Source organism: Denitrobacterium detoxificans (assembly GCF_001643775.1).
Lineage (GTDB): Bacteria > Actinomycetota > Coriobacteriia > Coriobacteriales > Eggerthellaceae > Denitrobacterium > Denitrobacterium detoxificans.
On record NZ_CP011402.1, the window covers coordinates 839362 to 863252 of the forward strand.

23 protein-coding genes are annotated in these 23891 nt (G+C 62.4%); 14 read left to right on the forward strand and 9 right to left on the reverse strand.

What is annotated here, in order from left to right; all coding sequences use genetic code 11:
• Positions 1-205 precede the first annotated feature (205 nt).
• A complete protein-coding gene (locus AAY81_RS03410; protein ID WP_066661393.1) occupies positions 206-898 on the reverse strand; it encodes a leucine-rich repeat domain-containing protein in 693 nt (230 codons plus the stop codon).
• Here AAY81_RS03410 and AAY81_RS10525 point away from each other — a divergent pair.
• Positions 897-1259 (forward strand): helix-turn-helix domain-containing protein, encoded by a 363-nt coding sequence (locus tag AAY81_RS10525; RefSeq protein WP_066661396.1) that lies wholly within the window; start codon positions 897-899, stop codon positions 1257-1259. The two genes, AAY81_RS03410 and AAY81_RS10525, sit on opposite strands and share 2 nt — an antisense overlap.
• 843 nt (positions 1260-2102) lie before the next feature.
• On the opposite strand, the gene AAY81_RS03420 is transcribed toward AAY81_RS10525, so the two are convergent.
• Both AAY81_RS03420 and AAY81_RS03425 read right to left on the reverse strand, forming a co-directional pair.
• Positions 2103-3116 (reverse strand): MFS transporter, encoded by a 1014-nt coding sequence (locus AAY81_RS03420; RefSeq protein WP_143117322.1) that lies wholly within the window; start codon positions 3114-3116, stop codon positions 2103-2105.
• A gap of 48 nt (positions 3117-3164) precedes the next feature.
• A complete protein-coding gene (locus tag AAY81_RS03425) occupies positions 3165-4538 on the reverse strand; it encodes an ISL3 family transposase (RefSeq protein ID WP_066660379.1) in 1374 nt (457 codons plus the stop codon).
• Positions 4539-5136: 598 nt separating this feature from the next.
• Between AAY81_RS03425 and tet(W) the strand changes: the two genes are divergently transcribed.
• From tet(W) to AAY81_RS03475, 10 genes are all read left to right on the forward strand, one after another.
• A complete protein-coding gene (tet(W), locus tag AAY81_RS03430; protein WP_066661399.1) occupies positions 5137-7056 on the forward strand; it encodes a tetracycline resistance ribosomal protection protein Tet(W) in 1920 nt (639 codons plus the stop codon).
• Between the two features lie 205 nt (positions 7057-7261).
• The gene (locus tag AAY81_RS03435; protein WP_066661409.1) at positions 7262-7804 is read left to right on the forward strand and encodes a hypothetical protein; all 543 of its coding nucleotides are present in this window, start codon (positions 7262-7264) and stop codon (positions 7802-7804) included.
• A 3-nt stretch (positions 7805-7807) separates the two neighbouring features.
• Positions 7808-8845 (forward strand): hypothetical protein, encoded by a 1038-nt coding sequence (locus tag AAY81_RS03440; protein ID WP_066661410.1) that lies wholly within the window; start codon positions 7808-7810, stop codon positions 8843-8845.
• Positions 8846-8847: 2 nt separating this feature from the next.
• Positions 8848-9186: a hypothetical protein gene (locus AAY81_RS03445; protein ID WP_066661412.1), complete on the forward strand. Its 339-nt coding sequence runs from the start codon at positions 8848-8850 to the stop codon at positions 9184-9186.
• Positions 9186-9512: a putative minor capsid protein gene (locus AAY81_RS03450; protein ID WP_066661414.1), complete on the forward strand. Its 327-nt coding sequence runs from the start codon at positions 9186-9188 to the stop codon at positions 9510-9512. Before AAY81_RS03445 ends, AAY81_RS03450 begins: the two co-directional genes overlap by 1 nt.
• A 6-nt stretch (positions 9513-9518) precedes the next feature.
• Complete coding sequence (locus AAY81_RS03455; RefSeq protein ID WP_066661416.1) at positions 9519-9905, forward strand: phage tail terminator protein; 387 nt, start codon at positions 9519-9521, stop codon at positions 9903-9905.
• Between the two features lie 142 nt (positions 9906-10047).
• Positions 10048-10767 carry a phage distal tail protein gene (locus AAY81_RS03460; RefSeq protein ID WP_066661418.1) on the forward strand — a complete coding sequence of 240 codons (720 nt, stop codon included), beginning with the start codon at positions 10048-10050 and terminating at the stop codon, positions 10765-10767.
• Positions 10767-11987 carry a phage tail spike protein gene (locus tag AAY81_RS03465; RefSeq protein WP_074777358.1) on the forward strand — a complete coding sequence of 407 codons (1221 nt, stop codon included), beginning with the start codon at positions 10767-10769 and terminating at the stop codon, positions 11985-11987. The genes AAY81_RS03460 and AAY81_RS03465 overlap by 1 nt, the downstream gene beginning before the upstream one ends.
• Before the next feature lie 51 nt (positions 11988-12038).
• Positions 12039-13571 (forward strand): BppU family phage baseplate upper protein, encoded by a 1533-nt coding sequence (locus tag AAY81_RS03470; protein ID WP_066661421.1) that lies wholly within the window; start codon positions 12039-12041, stop codon positions 13569-13571.
• Between the two features lie 3 nt (positions 13572-13574).
• On the forward strand, positions 13575-14963 hold the full coding sequence (locus AAY81_RS03475; RefSeq protein WP_066661423.1) for a leucine-rich repeat domain-containing protein: 1389 nt from the start codon (positions 13575-13577) through the stop codon (positions 14961-14963).
• Between the two features lie 8 nt (positions 14964-14971).
• On the opposite strand, the gene AAY81_RS03480 is transcribed toward AAY81_RS03475, so the two are convergent.
• The 3 genes from AAY81_RS03480 to guaA all read right to left on the reverse strand — a co-directional run bounded on the left by AAY81_RS03480 (position 14972) and on the right by guaA (position 18934).
• On the reverse strand, positions 14972-16573 hold the full coding sequence (locus AAY81_RS03480; RefSeq protein ID WP_205630843.1) for an ATP-binding cassette domain-containing protein: 1602 nt from the start codon (positions 16571-16573) through the stop codon (positions 14972-14974).
• A 240-nt stretch (positions 16574-16813) separates the two neighbouring features.
• Positions 16814-17152: a hypothetical protein gene (locus AAY81_RS10390; RefSeq protein WP_066661425.1), complete on the reverse strand. Its 339-nt coding sequence runs from the start codon at positions 17150-17152 to the stop codon at positions 16814-16816.
• 195 nt (positions 17153-17347) lie between these two features.
• Positions 17348-18934 (reverse strand): glutamine-hydrolyzing GMP synthase, encoded by a 1587-nt coding sequence (gene guaA / locus AAY81_RS03490; protein ID WP_066661427.1) that lies wholly within the window; start codon positions 18932-18934, stop codon positions 17348-17350.
• Positions 18935-19064: 130 nt separating this feature from the next.
• On the opposite strand from guaA, the gene AAY81_RS03495 reads away from it, so the two are divergent.
• Positions 19065-19274 carry a hypothetical protein gene (locus tag AAY81_RS03495; RefSeq protein ID WP_143117405.1) on the forward strand — a complete coding sequence of 70 codons (210 nt, stop codon included), beginning with the start codon at positions 19065-19067 and terminating at the stop codon, positions 19272-19274.
• Between the two features lie 130 nt (positions 19275-19404).
• On the opposite strand, the gene AAY81_RS03500 is transcribed toward AAY81_RS03495, so the two are convergent.
• Together AAY81_RS03500 and AAY81_RS03505 are read right to left on the reverse strand one after the other, a co-directional pair.
• Positions 19405-19737 carry a hypothetical protein gene (locus AAY81_RS03500; RefSeq protein ID WP_066661431.1) on the reverse strand — a complete coding sequence of 111 codons (333 nt, stop codon included), beginning with the start codon at positions 19735-19737 and terminating at the stop codon, positions 19405-19407.
• A 261-nt stretch (positions 19738-19998) separates the two neighbouring features.
• Positions 19999-21372: an ISL3 family transposase gene (locus tag AAY81_RS03505; protein WP_066660379.1), complete on the reverse strand. Its 1374-nt coding sequence runs from the start codon at positions 21370-21372 to the stop codon at positions 19999-20001.
• A 228-nt stretch (positions 21373-21600) separates the two neighbouring features.
• On the opposite strand from AAY81_RS03505, the gene AAY81_RS03510 reads away from it, so the two are divergent.
• Entirely contained in the window at positions 21601-21798 is a 198-nt protein-coding gene (locus tag AAY81_RS03510; RefSeq protein ID WP_240480631.1) for a chorismate mutase, read from the forward strand.
• On the forward strand, positions 21795-22604 hold the full coding sequence (aroF, locus tag AAY81_RS03515) for a 3-deoxy-7-phosphoheptulonate synthase (protein WP_066661436.1): 810 nt from the start codon (positions 21795-21797) through the stop codon (positions 22602-22604). Before AAY81_RS03510 ends, aroF begins: the two co-directional genes overlap by 4 nt.
• A 476-nt stretch (positions 22605-23080) precedes the next feature.
• On the opposite strand, the gene AAY81_RS03520 is transcribed toward aroF, so the two are convergent.
• Entirely contained in the window at positions 23081-23884 is an 804-nt protein-coding gene (locus AAY81_RS03520; protein WP_066661438.1) for an ABC transporter ATP-binding protein, read from the reverse strand.
• Positions 23885-23891 lie beyond the last annotated feature (7 nt).

Consider the following 23891-nt stretch of genomic DNA (forward strand, 5'->3'; position numbering starts at 1 on the left):
CGCGCGACTTGAGGCTGCCGAGGCCGTCCGCAAATAGCACGCCTATACGAAGCGAATTGGCTCATGGCTACGACACGCAGCAGGCTTTATGGGCAGTATCCCAGAGCTAGCGCCTCAAGGGCCATCGCCTAAACCGTCGCCACCCTTCTTCTTGAAAATCGAGGGTCGCGCCCAGCAAGCCCCGAAGACCCGCGCACCCCATACGCTACAGCATCCCGAGCAGCTCCTCGTCGGTCGGGTTGTCGAGCGCGTCAATCAAATCGCGCACCTCCGCAAGCTGGCCTTCCAGCTCGTCGAGCCGCGCCTGGATCCGCTCCTTCTCCGCACGCGCGAACATGCCCAGGCCAGCGAGCTGTTTGCGCAGCTCGTCCTCTTCGGCGCACAGGCGCTTGCCATCTGCCATGAGCTCCGCCCGATCAGCCTCGTGCGCCTCCTGAAACGCCGCCGAAAGCCGCGTACGCTCGGTCTTTAACACGACGCCCGCTCTGGCTGCCACTTCCTGCGTGAACGACTCGGGAAAACGCTGCACAATGCTCTCGGGAATTGAGGCCGCATCGAGGCTGGTGCATCCGCGAAACGCCCGCGGCTCGATTTCCTCCACGCTCTCGGGTATCACGACCTCGCGAAGGGCTTGGCATCCCGAAAAGGCCTCTTCCCCTATCACCTTCAACGTGCCGGGCAGTTCGATCCGCTCAAGTTCGGTGCAGCTTGCGAACGCACGTCGGCCGATTGTCTTCAGGGCACCAAACTGCACGTCAACAAGCGAGGTGCAACGTTGAAAAGCATAGCGGTTGATCTCGGTCACCCCAGGCGCCACGATGCGGGAAAGCGAGGTTGCTCCCTGGAACGTGGCGTCGTCGATGCAGCCGAGCGTTTCAGCGAACGTTATCTCGCGCATGCTCGGAATATCCGCTGTCTCCCTTTGCAAGTACGAGTACGGGGAGCGCACTCCGAAGGACCCCATGATCGCCGAGATCGCCCGCTGCCTCGAAGTGAACCCCTCCTCTCTCAAATCCGACTGGGGAAGCGACGCGAACGATGCGATACACATGCTGTTCGAGCTGGAGGAGGCGTTCTGCCTCGAGCCTACCAAGGTTGGGGAAACCATCGTGCTGGCCCTTCCAGAAGACTTGGGCAGCGAGGACCAGGAGGCTCTGGCAAAGGCGCTTCGCCATTGGTATAGGAACAACAGAGACCTGAAGGACGATGAGCTGACGAGAGACGAGTATGTTGCCTGGAAGGACTCCTTCAAGGCCTAGATTCCCTAAATAGAACCGCAAACGGCCTCGTCAGAGGCTGTATTATGCCGTGACCCGTTTGTGACCCAAACCGCAAAATTCTCTTTTAGGATTGTTGATACGTTGCCGTATCAGTTTTGTGGTTGCAGGTGGCTAGCGGGTCTGCATCACCTTAGGTGGCGTATTACAGCAGGTAGTGATACGGACTCGTATCAACCGTTACTCTTGGTGATTTATTCCGATTCCGTAAAAGTCGCAGGTAGATATTGGTAATTCCACCTGTTAGCCACTTGCGAAGTGGCCTCATTATGACCTAGTTGTCTTAGGTCACGCTGCTACGAGTTTGTATATGAGCTTACGCGATTAGATATAGAAACACCCCTTGAGCAGGTAATTCTCAAGGGGTGCACTAGGTCACATATTGATACGTTATTGTATCAAATACTACTCCCACTCGCTAAATCGAGAATCCCGTCTCATTTATCTGATAGCGTAGATTATTCACGAAACGGATGCGACGGCACTCTGCGGTACGCCACGGCACTCAACTGGGACAGCACTGCTCTCTTCCATGAAACTCGAATTCAACTCAGTGGTGTTGAGTTTCATTTTTGTCCCAGTTGCCGGCTGTGGAGCGAAAACGGCTGATTCGAACCCGAAATCAATCCAGCTCGACCTGAAAAGGGGCTTGTCGCCAGCATAAGTTGCAAGTGAATAATCGCAAGTGGTTTGGCTTTGAGAGTTAAACCGCAGCTCAACGCAATAAGCCACCTGAAGTATTCGTTTGGAATAATCGCAAGTGGCTTGGTGCTAATCGGTTATGAGTTTCAAATGTCCCCATTGGGACAATTTGTCCCGGTCGAGCTAATCCAGCAATTTCCTTGAATCTTGCAGTTTCTCGAGAGCCTTTTCGCAACGCTCCATGCACTTCAAGCTTTTCTTCATTTGGGAGATAAGCTTTTTGTCAGGTCCGTTATCCGCATTCGACAGCTTCTCGATTTCGGCGCGTAGCTCCTCTGCGCAGTTCTGCATTCCTTGTTGCGCTAGAGAGGCGATGTCGTAGCGTCCGTATTTCTTGACGGCGATTTCAGAGCAGAACGCTAGAAGCTTGGAACATTCGCTTTGCACGAAAGACTCGGACGATTGCACGGCAACGCTCGCCGCCGTGGTTACACCTGATCCCGCGAGGCCAAGCAACGCGCCTCCGCCTGTTAGAATCGCAGTTCCGCCAGCCATGCCCATGCCGCCAACTGCAAGCGAGCCTCCTCCGACGAAAGCCAGGCTGGCGCTAGTCAATGCTGCACCTGAGAGCCCGACAACCGCATCGCCTGCGATGAGCACTGCAATTTCAGGAGCGAAGAATAATGCGCCTCCTGCAGTCGCCGCGGTGACCGCAAGCGTCGCTACCGCTGCAGCAGCCACCCTTTTTCGATTGCCGGTTATCGTTCCGATCGCATGCGTGTATGCCTTTTGAATTGCCTTCACATCGGTGCTGTCAATGTAGTTCTGCCCCTTGCAGAAAACGTCGCCAAGGTAGTCGGTCTTGACCTTGAGTTTCTTATAAGGCTTGTTCTCTTCGAGACCTAGCTGGTAGTAAGGCGTAAATCTAGATAGCTCGAGAACCAGCAGGTCAATCCAGGAGCGGTCTTCGACATCGTTGGAGATCTCTTCCATTAAATCGAATGCTTGCCTGCCGCTGCGGATGAAGAATTCATCTCTGGCCACATCCAGGGATTCGCAGACGGTGGCCTCCCATTCGTCCTTCCATCTTGTTTTCACTAGCGCCAGATCCGCCTTCTTCGTGCTCAGGATGTCAAAGGCCACCATCATCGACTGGAAGGAGTACAGGAGCCTGGTTTGGTCAGAGTTGAGCGTCAAGAATCGATATTTTGGAGGCTTCGGTAGTTTGTGTGACAAGGGGCTAGCCTAGGCAGCAACGCTCTTCGCTCCCTTCACGCCCTTCTTCCTCGCCTTCACCGGGCGACCCGGGAGCTGGGGCTGGCAGTCGCCGCACCTGAGCATGAGCAGGGCCACGAGGTTGTCGGTGTTGCGGAAGCCGTAGCCCATCCTCACCGTCACCTTGATCTTGTTGTTGATGGCCTCTACGCGCCCGTTGCTGATGCCGAGCTCGACTGCGGCGATGATGTCGTCGCGCCGGCGGCGCACCTTCTTCTCCACGGCGACGACCTTGGCGATCTTGCAGTAGGCGGCCCTGTGCATCCAGTCGTCGAGCAGCTCGGCGGCCTCGGAGCCGTCGGCTGCCCGGAAGACGGCCCGCAGGTCCTCCTTGAGCTCCCAGGCCCTGACCAGCCGCGAGCCGGCCCTCTTCTTGAGCGCCTCGAGCCTCGCCCTCTGGCCGTCGGTGAGGTCCTCGGGGTTCTTCACGAGCGCGTAGCGGCTGCCCTTGATGGAGGCCGCCTCCTCCTCGAGCGCCCTGACCTCCTCGGGCGGCAGCTCGCCTTTGGCAGGCCTGCCGCGCTTGCCCTCGGGCCTGGGCCTGGCGGCCCTGGCGGCGGCCCTGGCGGCGTTCCACTCCTCGCAGCGCACGGCGTCGAGCGCGTCGTTCATCCACTGGACCACGTGGAAGGGGTCCATGACCCACCTCGCGTTGGGGCAGCGGCGCTTGACCAGCTGCCTTATCCACCTCGCGCCGTCGGCGGTCACCACCTCTATGGCGCGCCTCTGCTCGCGCGTGAGCTCGTCGAGGAACAGGTTGAGCACGTCCTTGCCGGTGCCCTCGTGCGCCCAGATGAGGCAGCCGCGGTCGTGGTCGACGACCACCGTGACGTACTTGTGGCCCTTCTTGTACGACGTCTCGTCGATGCCGATGCGGCGCACGCCGTCGAACCTCGAGGCGCCGCGCGCGGCCTCCAGCTCGGCGTAGACGCGCCTGCACACGCCGCCCACGCTGTGCCACTCGACGCGGGCGAGCTCGGAGACCGCCGAGGCGGTGCAGCGGACCGCCAGCCACGCCACCCAGTCCTCGAAGTCACGCGTGAAGCGCGCCCCGTGCCGCGCCCAGGGGACGGCCTCGGTGCGCACGCCGTGCTCCGGGCAGCGCACCCTGCAGGGCGCGTACTCCAGGTAGCAGGCCGAGCGCGCCAGGTCCATCGCCCTCCACAGCCTGGGGGCCCCGCGGTTCGCCATGTCGTAGAAGTCGCAGGCCCTGCCGCATACGGGGCAGCGGCGCTGCTCGCGCTTGTAGGGCCGGACGCTCACGACGATGCGCTCGGCCTCGATGCGCGCGCCCAGGACGACCGTGCGGGCCAGACCGAGGGCGAGAAGTAGTAGACTCTTCATGCGTCACACCTCTTCGGTTGTCTGAATTTGGCTTAGCAATCATAGGCGGATGACGCGGAAACGGCCCCTCCCGGGGCCGTTTCAGTTCCAGATCGTTGTTTTCGCCCGCTGAGCTGGGCCTATGCCGGAATCTCTCCCACAGAAACCACCGAAGAGCCGTAAAATGCAGACAACATCACGGATCGGCTTTTGGTTGGACAATTCCAACCAAACACCACAGCAGACAGCAGAAAACATTCTGAACGCTAGGAAGCCGGTATGATTGTTACATATAAGGGGAAGAAAAATTTCTTTTAGGTACTTGCTTTCCTAAAACTGATGTGATACAATGATTTAATCCAGAAAAGGAGTAAAAAATATGCGGCAAGGTATTCTTAAATAAAATTTGATAATGGGCGCAAAAATGATTGCCCCTTGCAGGGGCTTAGTTTTTGTACCCAATTTAAGAATACTTTTGCCTTTTTAGTAAATATCGTGACGGACAGCGGCTCATGTAAGCCGTCATACTTCTGTTTGTCCGAAGTCATGATCCCCAGCGGTAAAAGTATTAGCCGCTGGGGATTTTTGCGCCCATTTGGGCCTTGTATGGAGGATAGACATGAACATTATCAATATCGGGATTCTTGCCCATGTAGACGCTGGAAAGACAACCTTGACGGAGAGCCTGCTATATGCCAGCGGAGCCATTTCAGAACCGGGGAGCGTCGAAAAAGGGACAACGAGGACGGACACCATGCTTTTGGAGCGGCAGCGTGGGATTACCATTCAAGCGGCAGTCACTTCCTTCCAGTGGCACAGATGTAAAGTCAACATTGTGGATACGCCCGGCCACATGGATTTTTTGGCGGAGGTGTACCGCTCTTTGGCTGTTTTAGATGGGGCCATCTTGGTGATCTCCGCTAAAGATGGCGTGCAGGCCCAGACCCGTATTCTGTTCCATGCCCTGCGGAAAATGAACATTCCCACCGTTATCTTTATCAACAAGATCGACCAGGCTGGCGTTGATTTGCAGAGCGTGGTTCAGTCTGTTCGGGATAAGCTCTCCGCCGATATTATCATCAAGCAGACGGTGTCGCTGTCCCCGGAAATAGTCCTGGAGGAAAATACCGACATAGAAGCATGGGATGCGGTCATCGAAAATAACGATAAATTATTGGAAAAGTATATCGCAGGAGAACCAATCAGCCGGGAAAAACTTGTGCGGGAGGAACAGCGGCGGGTTCAAGACGCCTCCCTGTTCCCGGTCTATTATGGCAGCGCCAAAAAGGGCCTTGGCATTCAACCGTTGATGGATGCGGTGACAGGGCTGTTCCAACCGATTGGGGAACAGGGGAGCGCCGCCCTATGCGGCAGCGTTTTCAAGGTGGAGTATACAGATTGCGGCCAGCGGCGTGTCTATCTACGGCTATACAGCGGAACGCTGCGCCTGCGGGATACGGTGGCCCTGGCCGGGAGAGAAAAGCTGAAAATCACAGAGATGCGTATTCCATCCAAAGGGGAAATTGTTCGGACAGACACCGCTTATCCGGGTGAAATTGTTATCCTTCCCAGCGACAGCGTGAGGTTAAACGATGTATTAGGGGACCCAACCCGGCTCCCTCGTAAAAGGTGGCGTGAGGACCCCCTCCCCATGCTGCGGACGTCGATTGCGCCGAAAACGGCAGCGCAAAGAGAACGGCTGCTGGACGCTCTTACGCAACTTGCGGATACTGACCCGCTTTTGCGCTGCGAGGTGGATTCCATCACCCATGAGATCATTCTTTCTTTTTTGGGCCGGGTGCAGTTGGAGGTTGTTTCCGCTTTGCTGTCGGAAAAATACAAGCTTGAAACAGTGGTAAAGGAACCCACCGTCATTTATATGGAGCGGCCGCTCAAAGCAGCCAGCCACACCATCCATATCGAGGTGCCGCCCAACCCGTTTTGGGCATCCATCGGACTGTCTGTTACACCACTCCCGCTTGGCTCCGGTGTACAATACGAGAGCCGGGTTTCGCTGGGATACTTGAACCAGAGTTTTCAAAACGCTGTCAGGGATGGTATCCGTTACGGGCTGGAGCAGGGCTTGTTCGGCTGGAACGTAACGGACTGTAAGATTTGCTTTGAATACGGGCTTTATTACAGTCCGGTCAGCACGCCGGCGGACTTCCGCTCATTGGCCCCGATTGTATTGGAACAGGCATTGAAGGAATCAGGGACGCAACTGCTGGAACCTTATCTCTCCTTCACCCTCTATGCGCCCCGGGAATATCTTTCCAGGGCTTATCATGATGCACCGAAATACTGTGCCACCATCGAAACGGTCCAGGTAAAAAAGGATGAAGTTGTCTTTACTGGCGAGATTCCCGCCCGCTGTATACAGGCATACCGTACTGATCTGGCCTTTTACACCAACGGGCAGAGCGTATGCCTTACAGAACTGAAAGGGTATCAGGCCGCTGTCGGCAAGCCAGTCATCCAGCCCCGCCGTCCAAACAGCCGCCTGGACAAGGTGCGCTATATGTTTCAGAAGATAATGTAACGTCTTGCGCAATCCAACCGGTCTCAAGCGCGACCTGGAGAAGATAATCCCCGGGTTCGTTACCGTCATCATCGCACGATAGACAGAGTGAGCAACCTTTAGAATCAGCAACATAATCACTACCTTGTGACAGCCCACTAACCTCATCGCAGGTTGGTGGGCTGCCTTCATGTTGGCCGCCCAATTCTACGAAAGGCGGTACAGCATGGACGGTGAGACCAATGGCAGCCAGGAAGCCACGCAGGGTGCGCAGGACCAGGCGCAGCAGCAGGGCCAAGAGCAGCAGGAAACGCAGCAGGGCCAGCAGGAAGTGACCAGCGGCAACGCCCCCGACTACGAGAAGCAGATCGCAGAGCGCGACGAGAAGATCGCGTCCCTGGAGGCCCAGGTAGCAGAGGCGGCCAAGAACGCCGAGACCGCCGAGCAGCTGCGCGCCGAGATCGCCGAGCTCAAGGCTCAAGGCGAGAGCGACCGGATCGACTTCAAGCTGCAGCTCGCGGGCGTGCGCAACGTTAAGGCGGCACGTGCGCTCCTCTCCGATCACGGCAACGACGTGGACAAGCTCAAGGAGGCCGAGCCCTGGCTCTTCGAGGCCACGGGCAAGCACGCCAAGGGCGGCAACTCCGGTGGCACCGGCACGACCGGGCTCCCCAACGCGGGCGCCGCTTCCGACGAGGGTAAGACCTTGAAGCACTGGCGCGAGATCGCGGGCCTCACCGACGATGACGACACCAAGAAGGAGGGCTAAGAGATGCCTAACAACATCGCATTCGCACGCAACTACACCTCGGTGATCGACGAGGTGTACCAGAGGGCGTCCGTCTCGGGCGTGCTCAACTCCGGCCGCCGCATGGTGCGTGCGGGCCACAACGCGAAGGAGATCCTCATCCCGAAGATCTCGGTCACCGGTCTGGGAAACTACACCCGAAACGTGGGCTACAAGACCGGCGCCATCACCTACGAGTTCGAGACCAAGACCTTCAACTACGACCGAGGCATCCGCCTGTTCGCCGACGTGATGGACGTCGAGGAGGCGGGCGTGAACGACTGCTTCGTGGAGGCCGGCGCCGAGCTGCAGCGCACGCAGGTGGCGCCGGAGGCCGACGCCTTCACCTTCGCGCAGATCGCCGGGCACACGGGCGTGACCACGGTCTCCGAAAGCTATGCGAGCGCGGACGCCGAGGACATCCTGGAGGACCTGCGCACCGTGACCTCCGCCATGGACGAGAACCAGGTGACTCTGGGCAGCCGCATCCTGTTCATCACGCCCACGCTCAAGGGCGTCCTGGACGACTTCTCCTACGCGAACCCGAACCGCTCCAACCGCGTGCTCGAGCGCTTCTCTCGCATCGTGGAGGTCCCGCAGGTGCGCTTCTACACGGCCATCGACCTGCTCTCCGGCGACGATGACCAGTTCGGCTACCAGAAGCGCGCGGCTACCTATGAGCTGACCACGGACACCGAGGTCGACTCCGGCAAGACGTACTACACACGCAGCGGCAGTGGCACCTCCGCGAGCCCCTACGTGTACACCGAGGTCGCGAGCCCGCAGAAGGCGAGCCTGGGCACCTACTACGAGATGACCACCACGCCCGGCCTGGACATCAACTTCATGGTCGTGGAGCGCAGCGCGGTCATCAAGTTCGACAAGCACGTGGCGAGCCGCGTGTTCTCCCCGGACGAGCTCGAGGCGCTGGACAGCTACATGATGAAGTACCGCAAGTACGGCATCGTGGAGCTCTTCGACAACAAGCTCGACGGCGTGTACGTCTCGGCCTCCACGGAGTAGCCGTGGCGTCCACCGTGACATACGAGTTCTACTCGCAGACCTATGGGGGCGGTCTCTCTGAGGCCGCCTTCGCGGCATCTCTTCCCATCGCGGACAGCCACGTGAAGTGGCTCTGCGCCGCGAAGGGCGCGACGACCACCTGCAACGTGTTCAAGCGCGCCGTGTGCGCCGCCGTCGACGCCTTCGCCGAGTACGGCGCGGGCGAGGTCGGCGGGTTCCAGATCGGTGAGTTCTCGGTCAAGAACTACGCGAGCCAGCAGACGACCGGCGAGGAGCTGGCGACGGCCGCCGCGCTGCGGGAGCTAGGGCTCTCCGGTATGGCGTTCACGGGGGTGTGCTGATGAGGTCGATCCGCCCGATACCGCGCTCGGCGCTGCCCGACACGATGACCGTGCGTGCGCCACTTCCCGACGGAACCTACGACGAGCCAGAACTCATCTGCAACGTGCGGTTCGAGCGAACACAGAAGGTCTCGGACGACGACCACAGGAGCGCAGACGCCGGAGGCGGGACCGTCTTCGTCGACGCGGTCAACTCCATCGGCGCGTTCGAGGTGGTGGCGGGATCGAGGGTGGCCGTTGGCGGCCGATCCATGTACGTGGCCGAGTCGCACGCCTGCTGCGACCTATTCGGGCGCGTGCACCACTGGGAACTCAAGGTGAGGTGATTCTCCTTGCAGCTTTCGTTTCTTATCGCAAAGGCCCTGCTAGAGGGCGACTTCGCAAGCTACTTCGCAAGTGTTCCGTCGGCGGCCGACGACCCCGAGCCCATCGTCGTGCGCGAGGGAAGGTTCGAGCGCGAGGCGCGGATGGAGGACGAGGAGCGCGGGACCGTGACTGTCGCCGTGCTCGTCGTGCGCGACGTCGAGGCCCAGGCCGAGGAGGACGCCCAGGCCTGCGAGCGCTGGATCCGCGCCTACGGCTGGGAGCCGGTCGCCGAGAACGGCAGCTGGCGCATCTGCGGCCTGGACACGACTGCGCCTGCCTTCAAGGAGCGCGACGGGTCCGGCCGCTTCGTTTACGAGTTCGACGTGAGGCTTACGGTGGTGAGGAGCCTATGAGCGACAAGACCAGGCGCGTTAACAATGCTGGGCGCACGCCAGAGCCCGTGGTGAAGCGGGCAAAGCCCTTCGGCAAGGACGACCGCGCGGCCCGCGAGTCGCAGCGGCGGGCATCCTCCTACGGGAGAGCGAGGGGCAACGCATGAGGTCGATCGTCTACGCTGGCAACGACTTCTCCGACGTCTGCAGCGCGGAGGTTGTCGCAAGGTCCGCGAACCCCATCATCGCCGAGTACATGCGCGTCCCCGGCCGTGCCGGGGCGCTGCTCGTCACGGGCTACATCCCGCCGGTCGACGTGACCGTGCGGCTCTTCATGGACATGGGCTACAACCCAGGCTTCACCGGCATGGCGCAGATGCGGGCCAAGGTGCGCCGCTGGCTGTCGTGGCCCGGCGGCGGCAACCTGATACTTCCCGACGACCCGGAGATCGAGTACCGCGACGTGATCCTCGTCGGCGCGGCCGACTGGTCAAACCTCTTCGAGGACGGCGAGTGCCAGCTGACGTTCACCCTGTTCGACCCCATTGGGTGGGGCGCCGAGCGCGTGGAGCGCACGGCCCGCTTCGACGTGGGCGGCAACTGGCCGACTCTGCCCGAGATCCGGCTCGTGGCGGCTGCCGGCTCCTACCTGCAGGTGTCGGTACCGGCGATCGGGCGCGGCATCCGCGTGGACTACGAGTTCTCCGGCGGCGAGGCCGTGGTCGTCGACTGCCAGGGCGAGACGGTGCGCATCAACGACAACGATGCTCGTGACTGCGTGGCGCTTGCGAGCGACTTCTTCGCGCTGGAGCCTGGCGAGGCGATCCTTTCGACGTCCAACTGCACCTATGTGGAGACGCGCTTCTCCGAGAGGTGGGCGTGATGGCGAGCATGGTGCCGACGCTCTACTGGTTCGACCGCTGGGACGAGCGAATCGGCCTCCTACGCGTTGTCGGCGAGCTCGTGCACACCGAGGAGCTGAACGGCGAGGACACGCTCGAGTTCAGCAGCTACGATGTGCCGGCAAAGGGCGACCGCTTGCTTTGGCTCGACGGTGAGACCTGGCGCGAGCACGTGGTCGTGAGGACCGAGGAGCCGCTCGAGGGGCTCTGCTCCGTCTACGCCGAATCTTCCCTCTGCGAGATGCTCGACGACTTCATCGAGGAGGCGCAGCTAGTCTCGCGCACGGCGCGGCAGGCGCTGACGGCGGTGCTCGCGCCGACGAGATGGTCGATTGCGTACTGCGCATCCCTTGGAACCGCCGGGGCGCTCATCTACCACCAGAACGCACTCTGGGCGCTCCGGCGCGTCGCCGAGGTTTGGGGCGGCGAGGTTACGCCGGTCATCACGGTTGCGAACGGGCGCGTGGCATCGAGGGCGATCCGCCTGGACGAGGAGCGTGGCGAGTGGCGCGGGCTGCGCTTCACCTACGGCAAGAACATGGCCGGATGCACGCGCACGGTGCTCGAGCAGGACGTGTACACGGCGCTCTACGGCTTCGGGGCGGGCCTGCCCTTCACCGACGAGGATGGCAACTACAAGGCCGGGTACCGGCGCAAGCTGACCTTCGGGGACATCAACGGCGGGCTGAACTACGTGGCCGACGAGAGCGCCAAGCTGGTCTGGGGCCGCTGGAACGCGGACCGCACGGCAAAGGTGCACAGCTTCGGCCAGGTTACGTTCTCGGAGGTCACCGAGCCCGAGAGGCTATTGGCGCTGACCAGGCGTGCGCTTGCGGAGGCCTCGCAGCCCAAGGTGAGCTACGAGGTGGACGTGGCGGCGCTCGACGGCGACGACGCCGACCTGGGCGACACCGTGGCCGTCGTCGACACGTCGCGCGACCCCGAGTGGCGGCTTACCGCCCGCGTGGTGCGGCGCGTGCGGACCTTCGGCGAGCAGGTGGTGGCGCGGGTGACGATCGGAACTGTGGAGCCCGTGGACTACGCGCAGGTGAGCGCCCTTGCGGCCGACGTGGCCACGCTGAGGGATGACGTTGTTGGTATCGACGGCAACCTGACCACGGCGGCCTCGGTGACCGTTGTGGAGAACACCGTGACCACGGCGATCGACGACCTGGACGAGCTGGCGGACCTGGACTTCTAATCTGTGACGCGGGCGGATGCTCTTCTCGGCAACTACGGCGAGGAGGGCGGCATGCTCGACGGTTACGGACTTCACACGATGATATGGGACTCGGCGGACGAGCGGCTGGGCGAATTCCTGGTGGCATCGCCCGCCGATGCGAACGGGCGCGGCTTGGAGCTGCACGTGCGGCAGGGCGGCGCTGCGGCGGACCTGACCGGCGCGGAGGTCTACTTCCTCTGGCGGCACAAGATGGCCGGCACGCGCGGGTGCGAGCCGATGACGGAGATCGACGCCTCGCTCGGGCAGTTCGTCGTGTACTACCCGGCCGCCATGCAGGAGGCCGAGGGCGCTGTGGACGCCCAGTTCATGGTGAGCTGGGGCGACAAGAGCATTTCGACCCGCGCGTTTACGATCCGCGTGGAGCCCGTCATCATCGGCGGCACCGAGAGCGAGGACGGTTTCACCCTGTTCGTGGAGACCATCAAGCGTTACGAGGGCGTGATCGAGATAACCACGGCGGCGGCTGACGCGGCGAACGAGGCCGCCGAGGCGGCGAGCGATGCGGCGGACAGTGCGACGGCGGTTGCTAACGCGATCCAGGCGGCCGCGCAGCGCGGCGACTACGACGGGGCCGACGGCGCGGACGGTTTCAGCCCGACGGCCACCATCACGCAGACCGCAGAGGGCGCGACCATCACCATCACCGACAAGAGCGGAACCACGACCGCCAATGTCTCCAAGGGCGTGAAGGGCGACAAGGGCGACACCGGAGACGTCGGCCCGCAGGGACCGAAGGGAGACGCCGGCGAGCAGGGGCCACAGGGCATCCAGGGCTTGACCGGACCGCAGGGCCCGAAGGGAGACACCGGGGAGACCGGTGCCACGGGGCCGCAGGGACCCAAGGGCGACACGGGCGCGACCGGTTCCCAGGGCATCCAGGGCGAGACCGGCGCGACGGGACCGCAGGGGCCGAAGGGCGACACGGGAGACACCGGCGCCACCGGTCCGACCGGGCCGCAAGGACCCAAAGGCGACAAGGGCGACACCGGTGACACCGGGCCGCAGGGCCCGAAGGGCGACACCGGCGACACGGGACCCCAGGGCTTGGCCGGTCCAGCCGGCGCTGACGGCGTCTCCTGCACGCACTCCTGGGACGGCTCGGTGCTTACGGTGACGAGCGCGTCGGGCACGAGCTCGGCCGACCTGCGCGGGCCGCAAGGCATCCAGGGAATCCAGGGAGCCACCGGACCACAGGGCGAGACGGGGCCGAAGGGCGACACCGGCGAGACTGGCGCCACGGGACCACAGGGGCCGAAGGGAGACACCGGCGACGACGGCACAAACGCCACGATCACCGGCGCAAGCGCGACGATCGACGCGAGCACAGGCACGCCATCGGTGAGCGTCACGCTGGGCGGCACGGCGTCTGCCAGGACGTTCGCCTTTGCGTTCCACAACCTCAAGGGCGCGACGGGCGCTACCGGTCCGCAAGGGCCGCAGGGTCCCGCCGGCACGACGCCGGACCTCTCCGCCTACGCCACCAAGCAGTACGTGGACGATGCCATCGCGGCGCTCGCCAATCTCGAAGAGGAAGAGTTTTAGGCCATGGCTGTTGGAACCGTATCGACCCGCATACTCACCGACATTGCCAATGCGATCCGCTACCAGGCGGGCGTGGCCACGCTGTACAAGCCGCGCGAGATGGCGGCGGCCGTCTCGGCGCTCGACGGCACGGACGTCGGCGACTACCAGGCGCAGCCGTACATGACTTTGGAGTCGGGCGTGCTGCCGGAGTCGGTGTTCTCGGACATAGCCGACGCCATACGGGGGCAGAACGGGCTCTCGACGCTCTACCAGCCCGGTGACATGGCGGCCGCCATCCTGGCGCTCGAATGGGACGTTGGATACAAGATCCGTGGCCTCCTCCTGGACGACGGGACCTTCGAGATCAACTACTACGAGCGGCGCACGAGTGTGACTGGCGGGCGCATCGTGCAGGTGTTCGAGATCGACCCGGCGGGCTACTCGTCCGCGAGCGCGCGATCCTACGACTCGATAAAGCTGCTGGTGAAGAAGGTCTACATCGACTCGACCATCGGGGGCCTCGGCTTGACGAACTGCGCGTTCTGGTTCAACGCGTTCTCGAACTGCACGGAGGTGCGCGGGTTCGAGAACCTGTCCGGCATGACGAGCGCCGCGCAGATGTTCTCCAGCTGCACCTCCCTGGAGACGATCTACGCAACGAGCTTCAGCAACTCTGGGCTCTCGGGCTCCCTCATGTTCACCGGCTGCACCAGGCTCGTCGGCGGGACGGACGGATTCGTGCCGTCCCAGACTAGCGGCGCATCGGTGTGCAAGCTGGGCGCGGGCGGCGTGTTGACCGACCCGAACAACGACGCCCGCACCTGGTTCTGGGCGCACTACTACGCCGACGGCGAGGGCGTGCTGACGGCGACGTCGACGCCGGACGCGACGCGCACACTGCGGGCCTCCGGGAGGATCTGCGCCATCGGCAAGTACGTGGGCCTGGGCTTCACGCCTTGGGACGGCGTCACCGGCGCCACGCACCGCCAGTACCTGACGAGCGCGACCTTCGCTGCCGACATGGCGACGTTCTCGTACCTGAACCTGAACTACCTGTTCTACAGTTGCACGAACCTGGCGAGCGTCTCCGGCCTGGGCAACCTGTCGGGCGTGCGCTCCATGCGCTACACGTTCTCGTCGTGCGCGTTCACCACGATCGACTTCCGGGGCTTCGACCCGTCCACATTGACGGACCTGTTCTACACGTTCTCGGGATGCTCGCACATGACGACGATCTACGCGGACGCGACCTGGGCGCTACCTTCGAGCGGGATCACGGGCTCTCAGTGCTTTTATAGCTGCCGGGCGCTTGTCGGGGGGAACGGAACCGCGTGGTCGAGCTCGAACGTCGGATACACGTACATGAGGATCGACCGGGCTGGACAGACGGGGTACCTGACGGCGGCATGACCGGCTGTTTACCGAACTAGGAGGCAAAACTCATCGCCAGCCCCAGAGATGCGCCACGTGATCCCCGTCGCGGCTGCCACCAGCTTGGCGTCATGCGACACGAGCAGGAGCGCGGCGGGGTACGCGGCGAGCATGCGTTCCAGGGCTACGGTCGAGCCGAGGTCAAGGTGATTCGTAGGCTCGTCCATCACGATGAGCTCGGGCCTGTCAAGGATGCCCAGGGCGAGCATGAGCTTGCGCATCTCCCCGGGACTTATGGTGTCTCCCTCCAGGATGCGTTCGGGCTCCGAGTTGAGCTGTGCCACGATGGAGAGTGCGCGGCCTCGGCGGACGTCCGGAAGGTCACTCAGGGTGGCGAGGGCGGCGCGCTTGTCCGCCTCGCTGGGTTCCTGGGGGATGTAGAGCGTCCTCGTTCCGTCTGGAAGGCGGCCGACGACCTGCTTGATGAGCGTCGTCTTGCCGGTGCCGTTGTCGCCGACGAGTCCGATGTGGTCGGTATTGCCGATGTGCAACGCGGGCACGCTCAAGGTGGCGTCGCCGAGGGCCAGCGTCTGCGGTTCCATGCGCAGGAGCACCCTTCGCCTGCTGGGTGCGGCGTCGAGCCACACGTCGGCGTCGTAGCGCTTCTCCACATGCGTTGCCGCAAGTCTTGCCTCGGCCGTCGCAAGCTTGGCCTCCATCCTCGACGACAGCCTTCCCGCTTTGCCGTCCTGGCCGGAGACCACGGCGATGCGCTTCTTGCAGCGAGCGTCGCTGTCGTGCTTGCCCACGCCCTTGAGGCTGCGCTTTCCCGCCGAGCGGGACGCCTCCTCGCGGCGGCGAATGGCCTCGCGCTCGATCCGGGCCTTCTCCCTGCGGGCGACCTCGCGCGCGTGGACGGCGCTCGCACGCTCGAGCGATGCCTGGCCTTCCGCCTGGGTATAGCCGCCCGGCCGCATGGTCGCGATGCCGCCCGCCACGAATAGGCACTGTGTGCAGAGCGCATCCAACAGCTCGCGATCGTGGGAGACGAGGAGCCCTATGCCGCCGAAGCGCGCGAGCGCCGAGGATATGGCATGCCGCGTGCTTGCGTCCACGTGGTTCGTCGGCTCGTCCACGGCGAGCACGTCGGGGGCGGCCCAGAGGGCGCAGGCCACCTGGAGTCGCTTCTGCTGGCCGCCCGAGAGCGTGCCGTAGCGCCAAGGCCAATCGTCCTCGATGCCGAGGTCCCGGCGGAGGCGCGTCGCATGGCCGTCGTATGCAAGCGCGAAGTCCTCAAGGTTCTGCGGCGGTTCGGTCGCGTCCTGGGGACAGTACAGGGACAGGAGGGACGGCGAGACGGAGCCCGAGTCTGGTCGCAGGATCCCGCACGCCACGAGCGTGAGGGTCGTCTTTCCGCCACCGTTATCGCCGACGATGCCGGTCCATCCCTGGGGGAACGTCGCCGACACCCCGCGCAGGGCGGGATCTGCCGCCGTTGGGTACGTGTACTCGATGTTCGAGAGGTTCAGCTGCATGGTGCCTCCGGTTCTGCGAGAGGCCATGCGGGGCAGCAGGGCATAGTCCGTTTGGTTCGGGATATTGGGGCTAAGGTCGTGAATGGACACGCGATGCTGCACCCGTTTGGGCATGGCCGCTAGCGGTAGCGCTTGATCAACGGGTGGTTGTGAGCATCGCTAGTTCTTCATGCACCTGGTCCCTTCTCTTGCCGGTGCTTGCCAAAGGCCCCGGCTGATTCGACTTTGTCGATTATACCCACGCTAATTGCTGCGGTCAATTCATTTGCCATGCCCCAAGCCACCTTGTGACGCCATTAGACACTGCCTCCTGAGGATGGACAACGAGACCTTTGGAGGCAGTTCTTTATGGAGTCAATCATCGTGGCGTGCATCACCGGTGTCGTGACGCTGATTGGGGTGATCCTCTCCAACTCGAAGAGCAGGGCCGTCATGGAGGTCAAGCTGGACGCCCTCACGGCAAAGGTCGAGAAGCGCAACCAGGTCCTGGAGCGCACCTACCAGCTCGAGCAGGACATGGCGGTGGCGAAGCACGACATCGGGAACGGCCTCGCTCGTGGCCATCATGCCGTTGCAGATCCCCTTCTTCTCCTCAAGGCTGTAGCTCTCGGGCGAGTAGATGCATAGGTCTGCTCGGAAGTAGGCCATGTCCTCGGCCTGGGTGAGTTCGGTCATCTTCGCTTCGTTGATCATCTTTCTAATCTCCTCTCAGTGCCTAGCGTCGGGAATGGTGGCGCTGGGGTGGTACGAATTCCGGTACGAATAATCCCGAAAGGAGTGCTTTCTTTCGAAGCAAAGTGGTGCGCCGATTTCTCGGACACACCACTTCTGACCTGCGGTTACGTTATGTTTCGGGGCGGAGTGCGGAAAAGTGTTTTCTTGAGAGTTTTATTCCCACTCGATCGTCGCGGGCGGCTTGCTCGTGATGTCGTAGGCCACGCGGTTCACGCCGGGTACCTCGGCTACGATGCGGCCGGAAATGCGTGCCAGCACGTCGTAGGGGAGCTTCGCCCAGTCGGCCGTCATGGCGTCGCTGCTTTCCACGGCGCGCAGGATGATGGGTCGCGCGTAGGTGCGCTCGTCGCCCATAACGCCCACCGAGCGGATGTCAGGCAGCACGGCGAAGTATTGCCAGCAGCTATGCTCGCTGTTGCGCTCGCCAGTTTCCTCGAACAGACGCGCGTTGTAAGCGTCCAGTTCCTCGCGCACGATGGCGTCGGCGTTCTTCAGGATTTCCAGCTTTTCGGGGCTTACCGAACCGATGATGCGGATAGCCAGGCCGGGGCCGGGGAAGGGCTGACGGTGCACGATGTAGTCGGGCAGGCCCAGTGCCGTGCCCAGCGCGCGCACTTCGTCTTTGAAGAAGTGGTCGAGCGGCTCGATGAGGTCGAAGTGAACCCCTTCGGGGAAGGGGATGAGGTTGTGGTGGCTCTTGATGGTGGAAGCCTTGCCGCCTGTCTTGCGAGCGCCGCTTTCGATGATATCGGGGTAGATGGTGCCCTGGGCCAGGTACTTCACGCCGCCCGTATGCTGGGCCACGGTGAAGAACTCTTCCCAGAACTGCGTGCCGATGATGCGGCGCTTCTGTTCGGGCTCGGTTACGCCGTCGAGCAGCTTGGCATAGCGTTCTTCTGCGTGCACGTGCACGAAGTCTACGTCGAACTGCTTGGTGAAGACTTCCTCCACCTGTTCGGGCTCGTTCTTGCGCAGCAGGCCGTGGTTCACGAACACGCAGGTGAGCTGCTTGCCAATGGCGCGAGCGCACAGGGCGGCCACGACGCTGGAGTCTACGCCACCGGAAAGGGCCAGAATCACGCGGTCATTGCCGACCTTGGCGCGGATGTCTTCCACCATGGAGTCGATAAGACCTTCCATGGTCCAGTTCGCTTCCAGGCCGCAGATGTCGAACAGGAAGTTGCTGAGCATCTGGTTGCCGTTGGGCGTGTGGCGCACCTCGGGGTGGAACTGCGTGGCGTACAGGTTGCGCTCAGCGCATTCCATGCTGGCCACGGGGCAGGTGTCGGTAACGGAGGTGATGGTGAAGCCCTCGGGCACCTGGCTTACGGCGTCGCGATGGCTCATCCAAACCGTCTGCTCTTCGGGCGTGTTGGCCAGAAGGCGGCTTTCGCCCTTGCGCGTGAGCGGTGCTGCGCCGTATTCGCCCTTTTCGGTGTGGCCCACGGTGCCGCCCAGGGTGGTGGCCATGATCTGCTGGCCATAGCAGAAGCCCAGTACGGGCACTCCCAGCTCGAATACGCCAGGGTCTACCTTCGGGGCATCTTCGGCGTACACGCTGGCGGGGCCACCCGAGAGGATGATCGCGGAAGGCTGGGCGGCTGCGATTTCGCTTGCGGGAGCATCGCAGGGCAGAATTTCCGAGTAGACGTGCAAATCGCGCACGCGACGAGCAATGAGCTGGCCGTACTGAGCGCCAAAGTCCAGTACGATGACTTTCTGCTGGGTGGTTTCCGCCACTGTTACCGCCTTTCGCGTAATGTATAAACGCCGCTATCATAGCGCCTGCGCTTGAAGGTGGCGTGTGCGTTGGCGCGTTCTCATAAAAACGCTAGGGAGCACGATGCGCCTTTGCCCGTATAATCGGGGCATGGCAGATAAGTGGGAACAGATTCAAAACATCCTTAGTGCAGAAGCTTCGGGCGCGGAACGTCCGCCGCGGCTGCGTTCCCAGCGCACGCTCTTTGGCATTCCCAGCGAAATCGAGCAGATTATGGCCAATGCTTCCCAGGAGGGTACGCGTGCAGCGCGCGACAAGAAGCAAGGCCAAGCCCGTAGTTCGTCGGGTGATCGTTCCTAGCTCCATCTTCTCTTTTGGGTCGTGTGCGCGATTGCCTTATGTCCCGAAAAGGGCATCGCCCCTCTGGCGCAAGCGGCGATATGCGACGAAAGCTCGGATGCTTGGCTAAACAAGAGAAGCGTGAAGGTTGCTACTGCGTAGGCGCATAGGATGATTGCCGCCCCTCCACTACGCTGGGGTTGGCGCCTATGGCCGCCGCGGCGAGTGTTGGTAGGTCCGCCAGGATGATGCCTTGTCCGGCAATGCCCGCGATTCCGGCGGATAGGGCAAGGGCCCAAGCGGCTCGATTGCTTGCCCTCGTGCGGGCGCGCATGGCCATTGCCAGAAGGAAGAACGCAATAAGCGCAAATGCGTAGAGTGCGTGCCTGAGCGGTATGTCGGAGAATGACGACGAAGAGAAGTGCGGCGAAAGCGAAAATGGGAAGTAGGGGCTTACGTGGAGGTACGCCCATAGGCTGGCCATTCAAACGACGAGACGTGCGTATTGCTTTGCTATGTTTGCGAGGGGCGTTTTCATCGAGTGAATTCTAGCAAGTTTAACTTGCTATGGCATGAGGCTACTTTGCCTTTCTATCAAAGCATTTTCCGCGGGAAAACATGATAACACTCTATCGCGCTGGAGTGTTTCTTGCTACGATGTGCGCAATTGCCGTACGAAAGGATGCATCATGGCTGAACAAGAGGAAAACTGAGGCTTCGGTAGTTTGTGTGACAAGGGGCTAGCCTAGGCAGCAACGCTCTTCGCTCCCTTCACGCCCTTCTTCCTCGCCTTCACCGGGCGACCCGGGAGCTGGGGCTGGCAGTCGCCGCACCTGAGCATGAGCAGGGCCACGAGGTTGTCGGTGTTGCGGAAGCCGTAGCCCATCCTCACCGTCACCTTGATCTTGTTGTTGATGGCCTCTACGCGCCCGTTGCTGATGCCGAGCTCGACTGCGGCGATGATGTCGTCGCGCCGGCGGCGCACCTTCTTCTCCACGGCGACGACCTTGGCGATCTTGCAGTAGGCGGCCCTGTGCATCCAGTCGTCGAGCAGCTCGGCGGCCTCGGAGCCGTCGGCTGCCCGGAAGACGGCCCGCAGGTCCTCCTTGAGCTCCCAGGCCCTGACCAGCCGCGAGCCGGCCCTCTTCTTGAGCGCCTCGAGCCTCGCCCTCTGGCCGTCGGTGAGGTCCTCGGGGTTCTTCACGAGCGCGTAGCGGCTGCCCTTGATGGAGGCCGCCTCCTCCTCGAGCGCCCTGACCTCCTCGGGCGGCAGCTCGCCTTTGGCAGGCCTGCCGCGCTTGCCCTCGGGCCTGGGCCTGGCGGCCCTGGCGGCGGCCCTGGCGGCGTTCCACTCCTCGCAGCGCACGGCGTCGAGCGCGTCGTTCATCCACTGGACCACGTGGAAGGGGTCCATGACCCACCTCGCGTTGGGGCAGCGGCGCTTGACCAGCTGCCTTATCCACCTCGCGCCGTCGGCGGTCACCACCTCTATGGCGCGCCTCTGCTCGCGCGTGAGCTCGTCGAGGAACAGGTTGAGCACGTCCTTGCCGGTGCCCTCGTGCGCCCAGATGAGGCAGCCGCGGTCGTGGTCGACGACCACCGTGACGTACTTGTGGCCCTTCTTGTACGACGTCTCGTCGATGCCGATGCGGCGCACGCCGTCGAACCTCGAGGCGCCGCGCGCGGCCTCCAGCTCGGCGTAGACGCGCCTGCACACGCCGCCCACGCTGTGCCACTCGACGCGGGCGAGCTCGGAGACCGCCGAGGCGGTGCAGCGGACCGCCAGCCACGCCACCCAGTCCTCGAAGTCACGCGTGAAGCGCGCCCCGTGCCGCGCCCAGGGGACGGCCTCGGTGCGCACGCCGTGCTCCGGGCAGCGCACCCTGCAGGGCGCGTACTCCAGGTAGCAGGCCGAGCGCGCCAGGTCCATCGCCCTCCACAGCCTGGGGGCCCCGCGGTTCGCCATGTCGTAGAAGTCGCAGGCCCTGCCGCATACGGGGCAGCGGCGCTGCTCGCGCTTGTAGGGCCGGACGCTCACGACGATGCGCTCGGCCTCGATGCGCGCGCCCAGGACGACCGTGCGGGCCAGACCGAGGGCGAGAAGTAGTAGACTCTTCATGCGTCACACCTCTTCGGTTGTCTGAATTTGGCTTAGCAATCATAGGCGGATGACGCGGAAACGGCCCCTCCCGGGGCCGTTTCAGTTCCAGATCGTTGTTTTCGCCCGCTGAGCTGGGCCTATGCCGGAATCTCTCCCACAGAAACCACCGAAGAGCCGGAAAACTTCGAGCATATTCAGGAGCATCGTGCGCAGATCGACGCTATCGACAAGCAGCTCGTTGCGCTTCTGAACGAGCGTGCCACGCATCAGCTCGCCATTCGCGCGCTGAAGCCGGGCGCTCACATGGGCCTGTTCGACCCCAAGCGCGAGGAAGAGATCTTCGCGCGCGTGCAGGAGTATAACCAGGGTCCCCTGTATCCCGATAACCTCCGTGAGATTTACGCTACCATCCTCAAGGTCTCGAAGGAGATGCCGTCCGCATGAGCGAATCGAAGCTGAAAGGCGTGCAGGGTCTTCCCGATTACGGCACCCGCACCGATGAAATCACCATCTTTGCCGGCCCTTGCGCGGTGGAGTCGTACGAGCAGTTTGCCACCGTTGCCGAGGTAATCGCCGAGGAGGGCCTGCACTGGATACGCGGCGGCGCGTTCAAGCCCCGCACCAATCCCCATTCGTTCCAGGGCCTGGGCGAAGCCGGTCTGCAGATCATGCAGGAAGCCGGGAAGAAGTATGGGCTGAAGACGCTTACCGAGGTGATGGACTCCGCCCATTGCCCCATGGTGCACAGCTACGTCGACGGCCTGCAAATTGGCGCGCGCAACTGCCAGAACTTCAGCTTGCTGCGCACGGTGGGCCAGGTTACAGCCGATACCGATAAGCTGGTGCTGTTCAAGCGCGGCTTGGCCAATAGCGTTTCCGAGTGGCTTTCCGCTACGGAATACATCACCATGAACGGTAACGAGAACGTAATGCTCTGCGAGCGCGGCCTGCGTACGTTTGAAACGTCTACGCGCTTCACGCTGGACATCTCGGCCGTACCCGTTATTCACAAGCAGAGTTTGTATCCCATCTGCGTGGACGTAAGCCATCCGGCTGGCGTACGCGACCTGGTTCCGCCGTTGGCTCGCGCGGCCATTGCCGCCGGTTGCGACGCAATCATGGTGGAGGTGCATCCCGATCCGCAGAACGCCAAGTCCGACAATGCCCAGCAGCTTACGCCTGCTCAGTTCAAGGACCTGCTTGCCGACCTCAGGGAGATTGCGGCAGTGTTTGGAAAGAAGCTCGTCTAGAACGCTAGAGCTTGCATATCGAAAGGAAAAAGCCGGGGCGTCTGGGCCGCCCCGGCTTTTTCATGCGCGCATGTAGGTTAGGGGGTGTGCGCGCGAACGCGCAAAGCGCATTCGGGTCGACGGAGCGCGTCACGGGGTGACTGATGGCAAGCAGGCGGCACCGGGGCAGCGAAGATAGGGGGTTGTGGTCACGCTGCGCGTCCGGATGGAGAGCCGACTGGCAAAGAAAGCCGCCAAAGGTAGGGCATGCAGCCAATGCGTTCGTGCCCGCGCTCGTCTCCCTATGGCTTGCCGCAAGCCCTCCCAGATGTTTGCCTCCGTGCTTCCACGAATGCGGCCTAGCGGTTCGCCATGCGCAGAGTATTCCCCAGTGTGGTGGATTCGTCTACCACCCAAAATGCGGGTATTTTCGTATACGCCAAAACGCTTATCCCCATGTATTGGGGGAATGTACGTTTTGTGAACCCAAGATGGTGCTATTGGGCATTGTCTTGAAGCGCTGCCCATACGCTTCGCTTTGCTTGCAGGAACTCCTCGGTGAGTTCGAATGGTCCGTTGGGGCTTTCGTTCCGCTCCACGTGTATTTCGGCGTGGATGGTCGAGGGCTGTCCCAGTCGGGGGTTTCCCGCAAGCACGTAGACGCGCTGGGCCAGGCTCACTGCTTCGTCTACGTCGTGCGTGATGACAAGCGCTGAAAGCCCAAGCTTCTGGGTGACTTTGGTGAACCAGGAGCGCATGTCGGCGCGCGTGATGGCGTCAAGGGCGCTAAAGGGCTCGTCGAGCAGAAGGCATCGTGCTCCCGTGACGTAGGTGCGCAAGAGGGCGACGCGTTGTCGCATGCCCCCCGAAAGCTGATGGGGCCACAATCCTTCGGTGCCTTCCAGCCCGAACGTGGGGAAGAGGCGCGCGGCCGTTTCGCGCGCCTCTTGCTTCGCCTGCCCCTTCAGCAACAGCGGTAGTGCGGCGTTGTCGATAATGCGCAGGTGGGGAAGGAGTAGGTCCTTCTGGAGCATGTACCCAATGCTTCCCGGCTTCCCCGTGACGTCTTCGCCGAATGAGAGCACGCTGCCTTGCGTGGGCGTTACAAGACCGGCGAGGGTGTTAAGGATGGTCGTCTTCCCGCACCCCGATTTGCCTATGAGGCAGCAGATCTCGCCCGCGTTTACGTGCAGGTTCGCCTGCGCTACGACGGTTGTGTCGTCGTAGCGTATTTCCAGGTTCCGTCCCTCGATTGCGGGAAGTGCGGTCTGCTCTGTCGGTGTCGGGATTGCCTGCGCCATTGTTCGT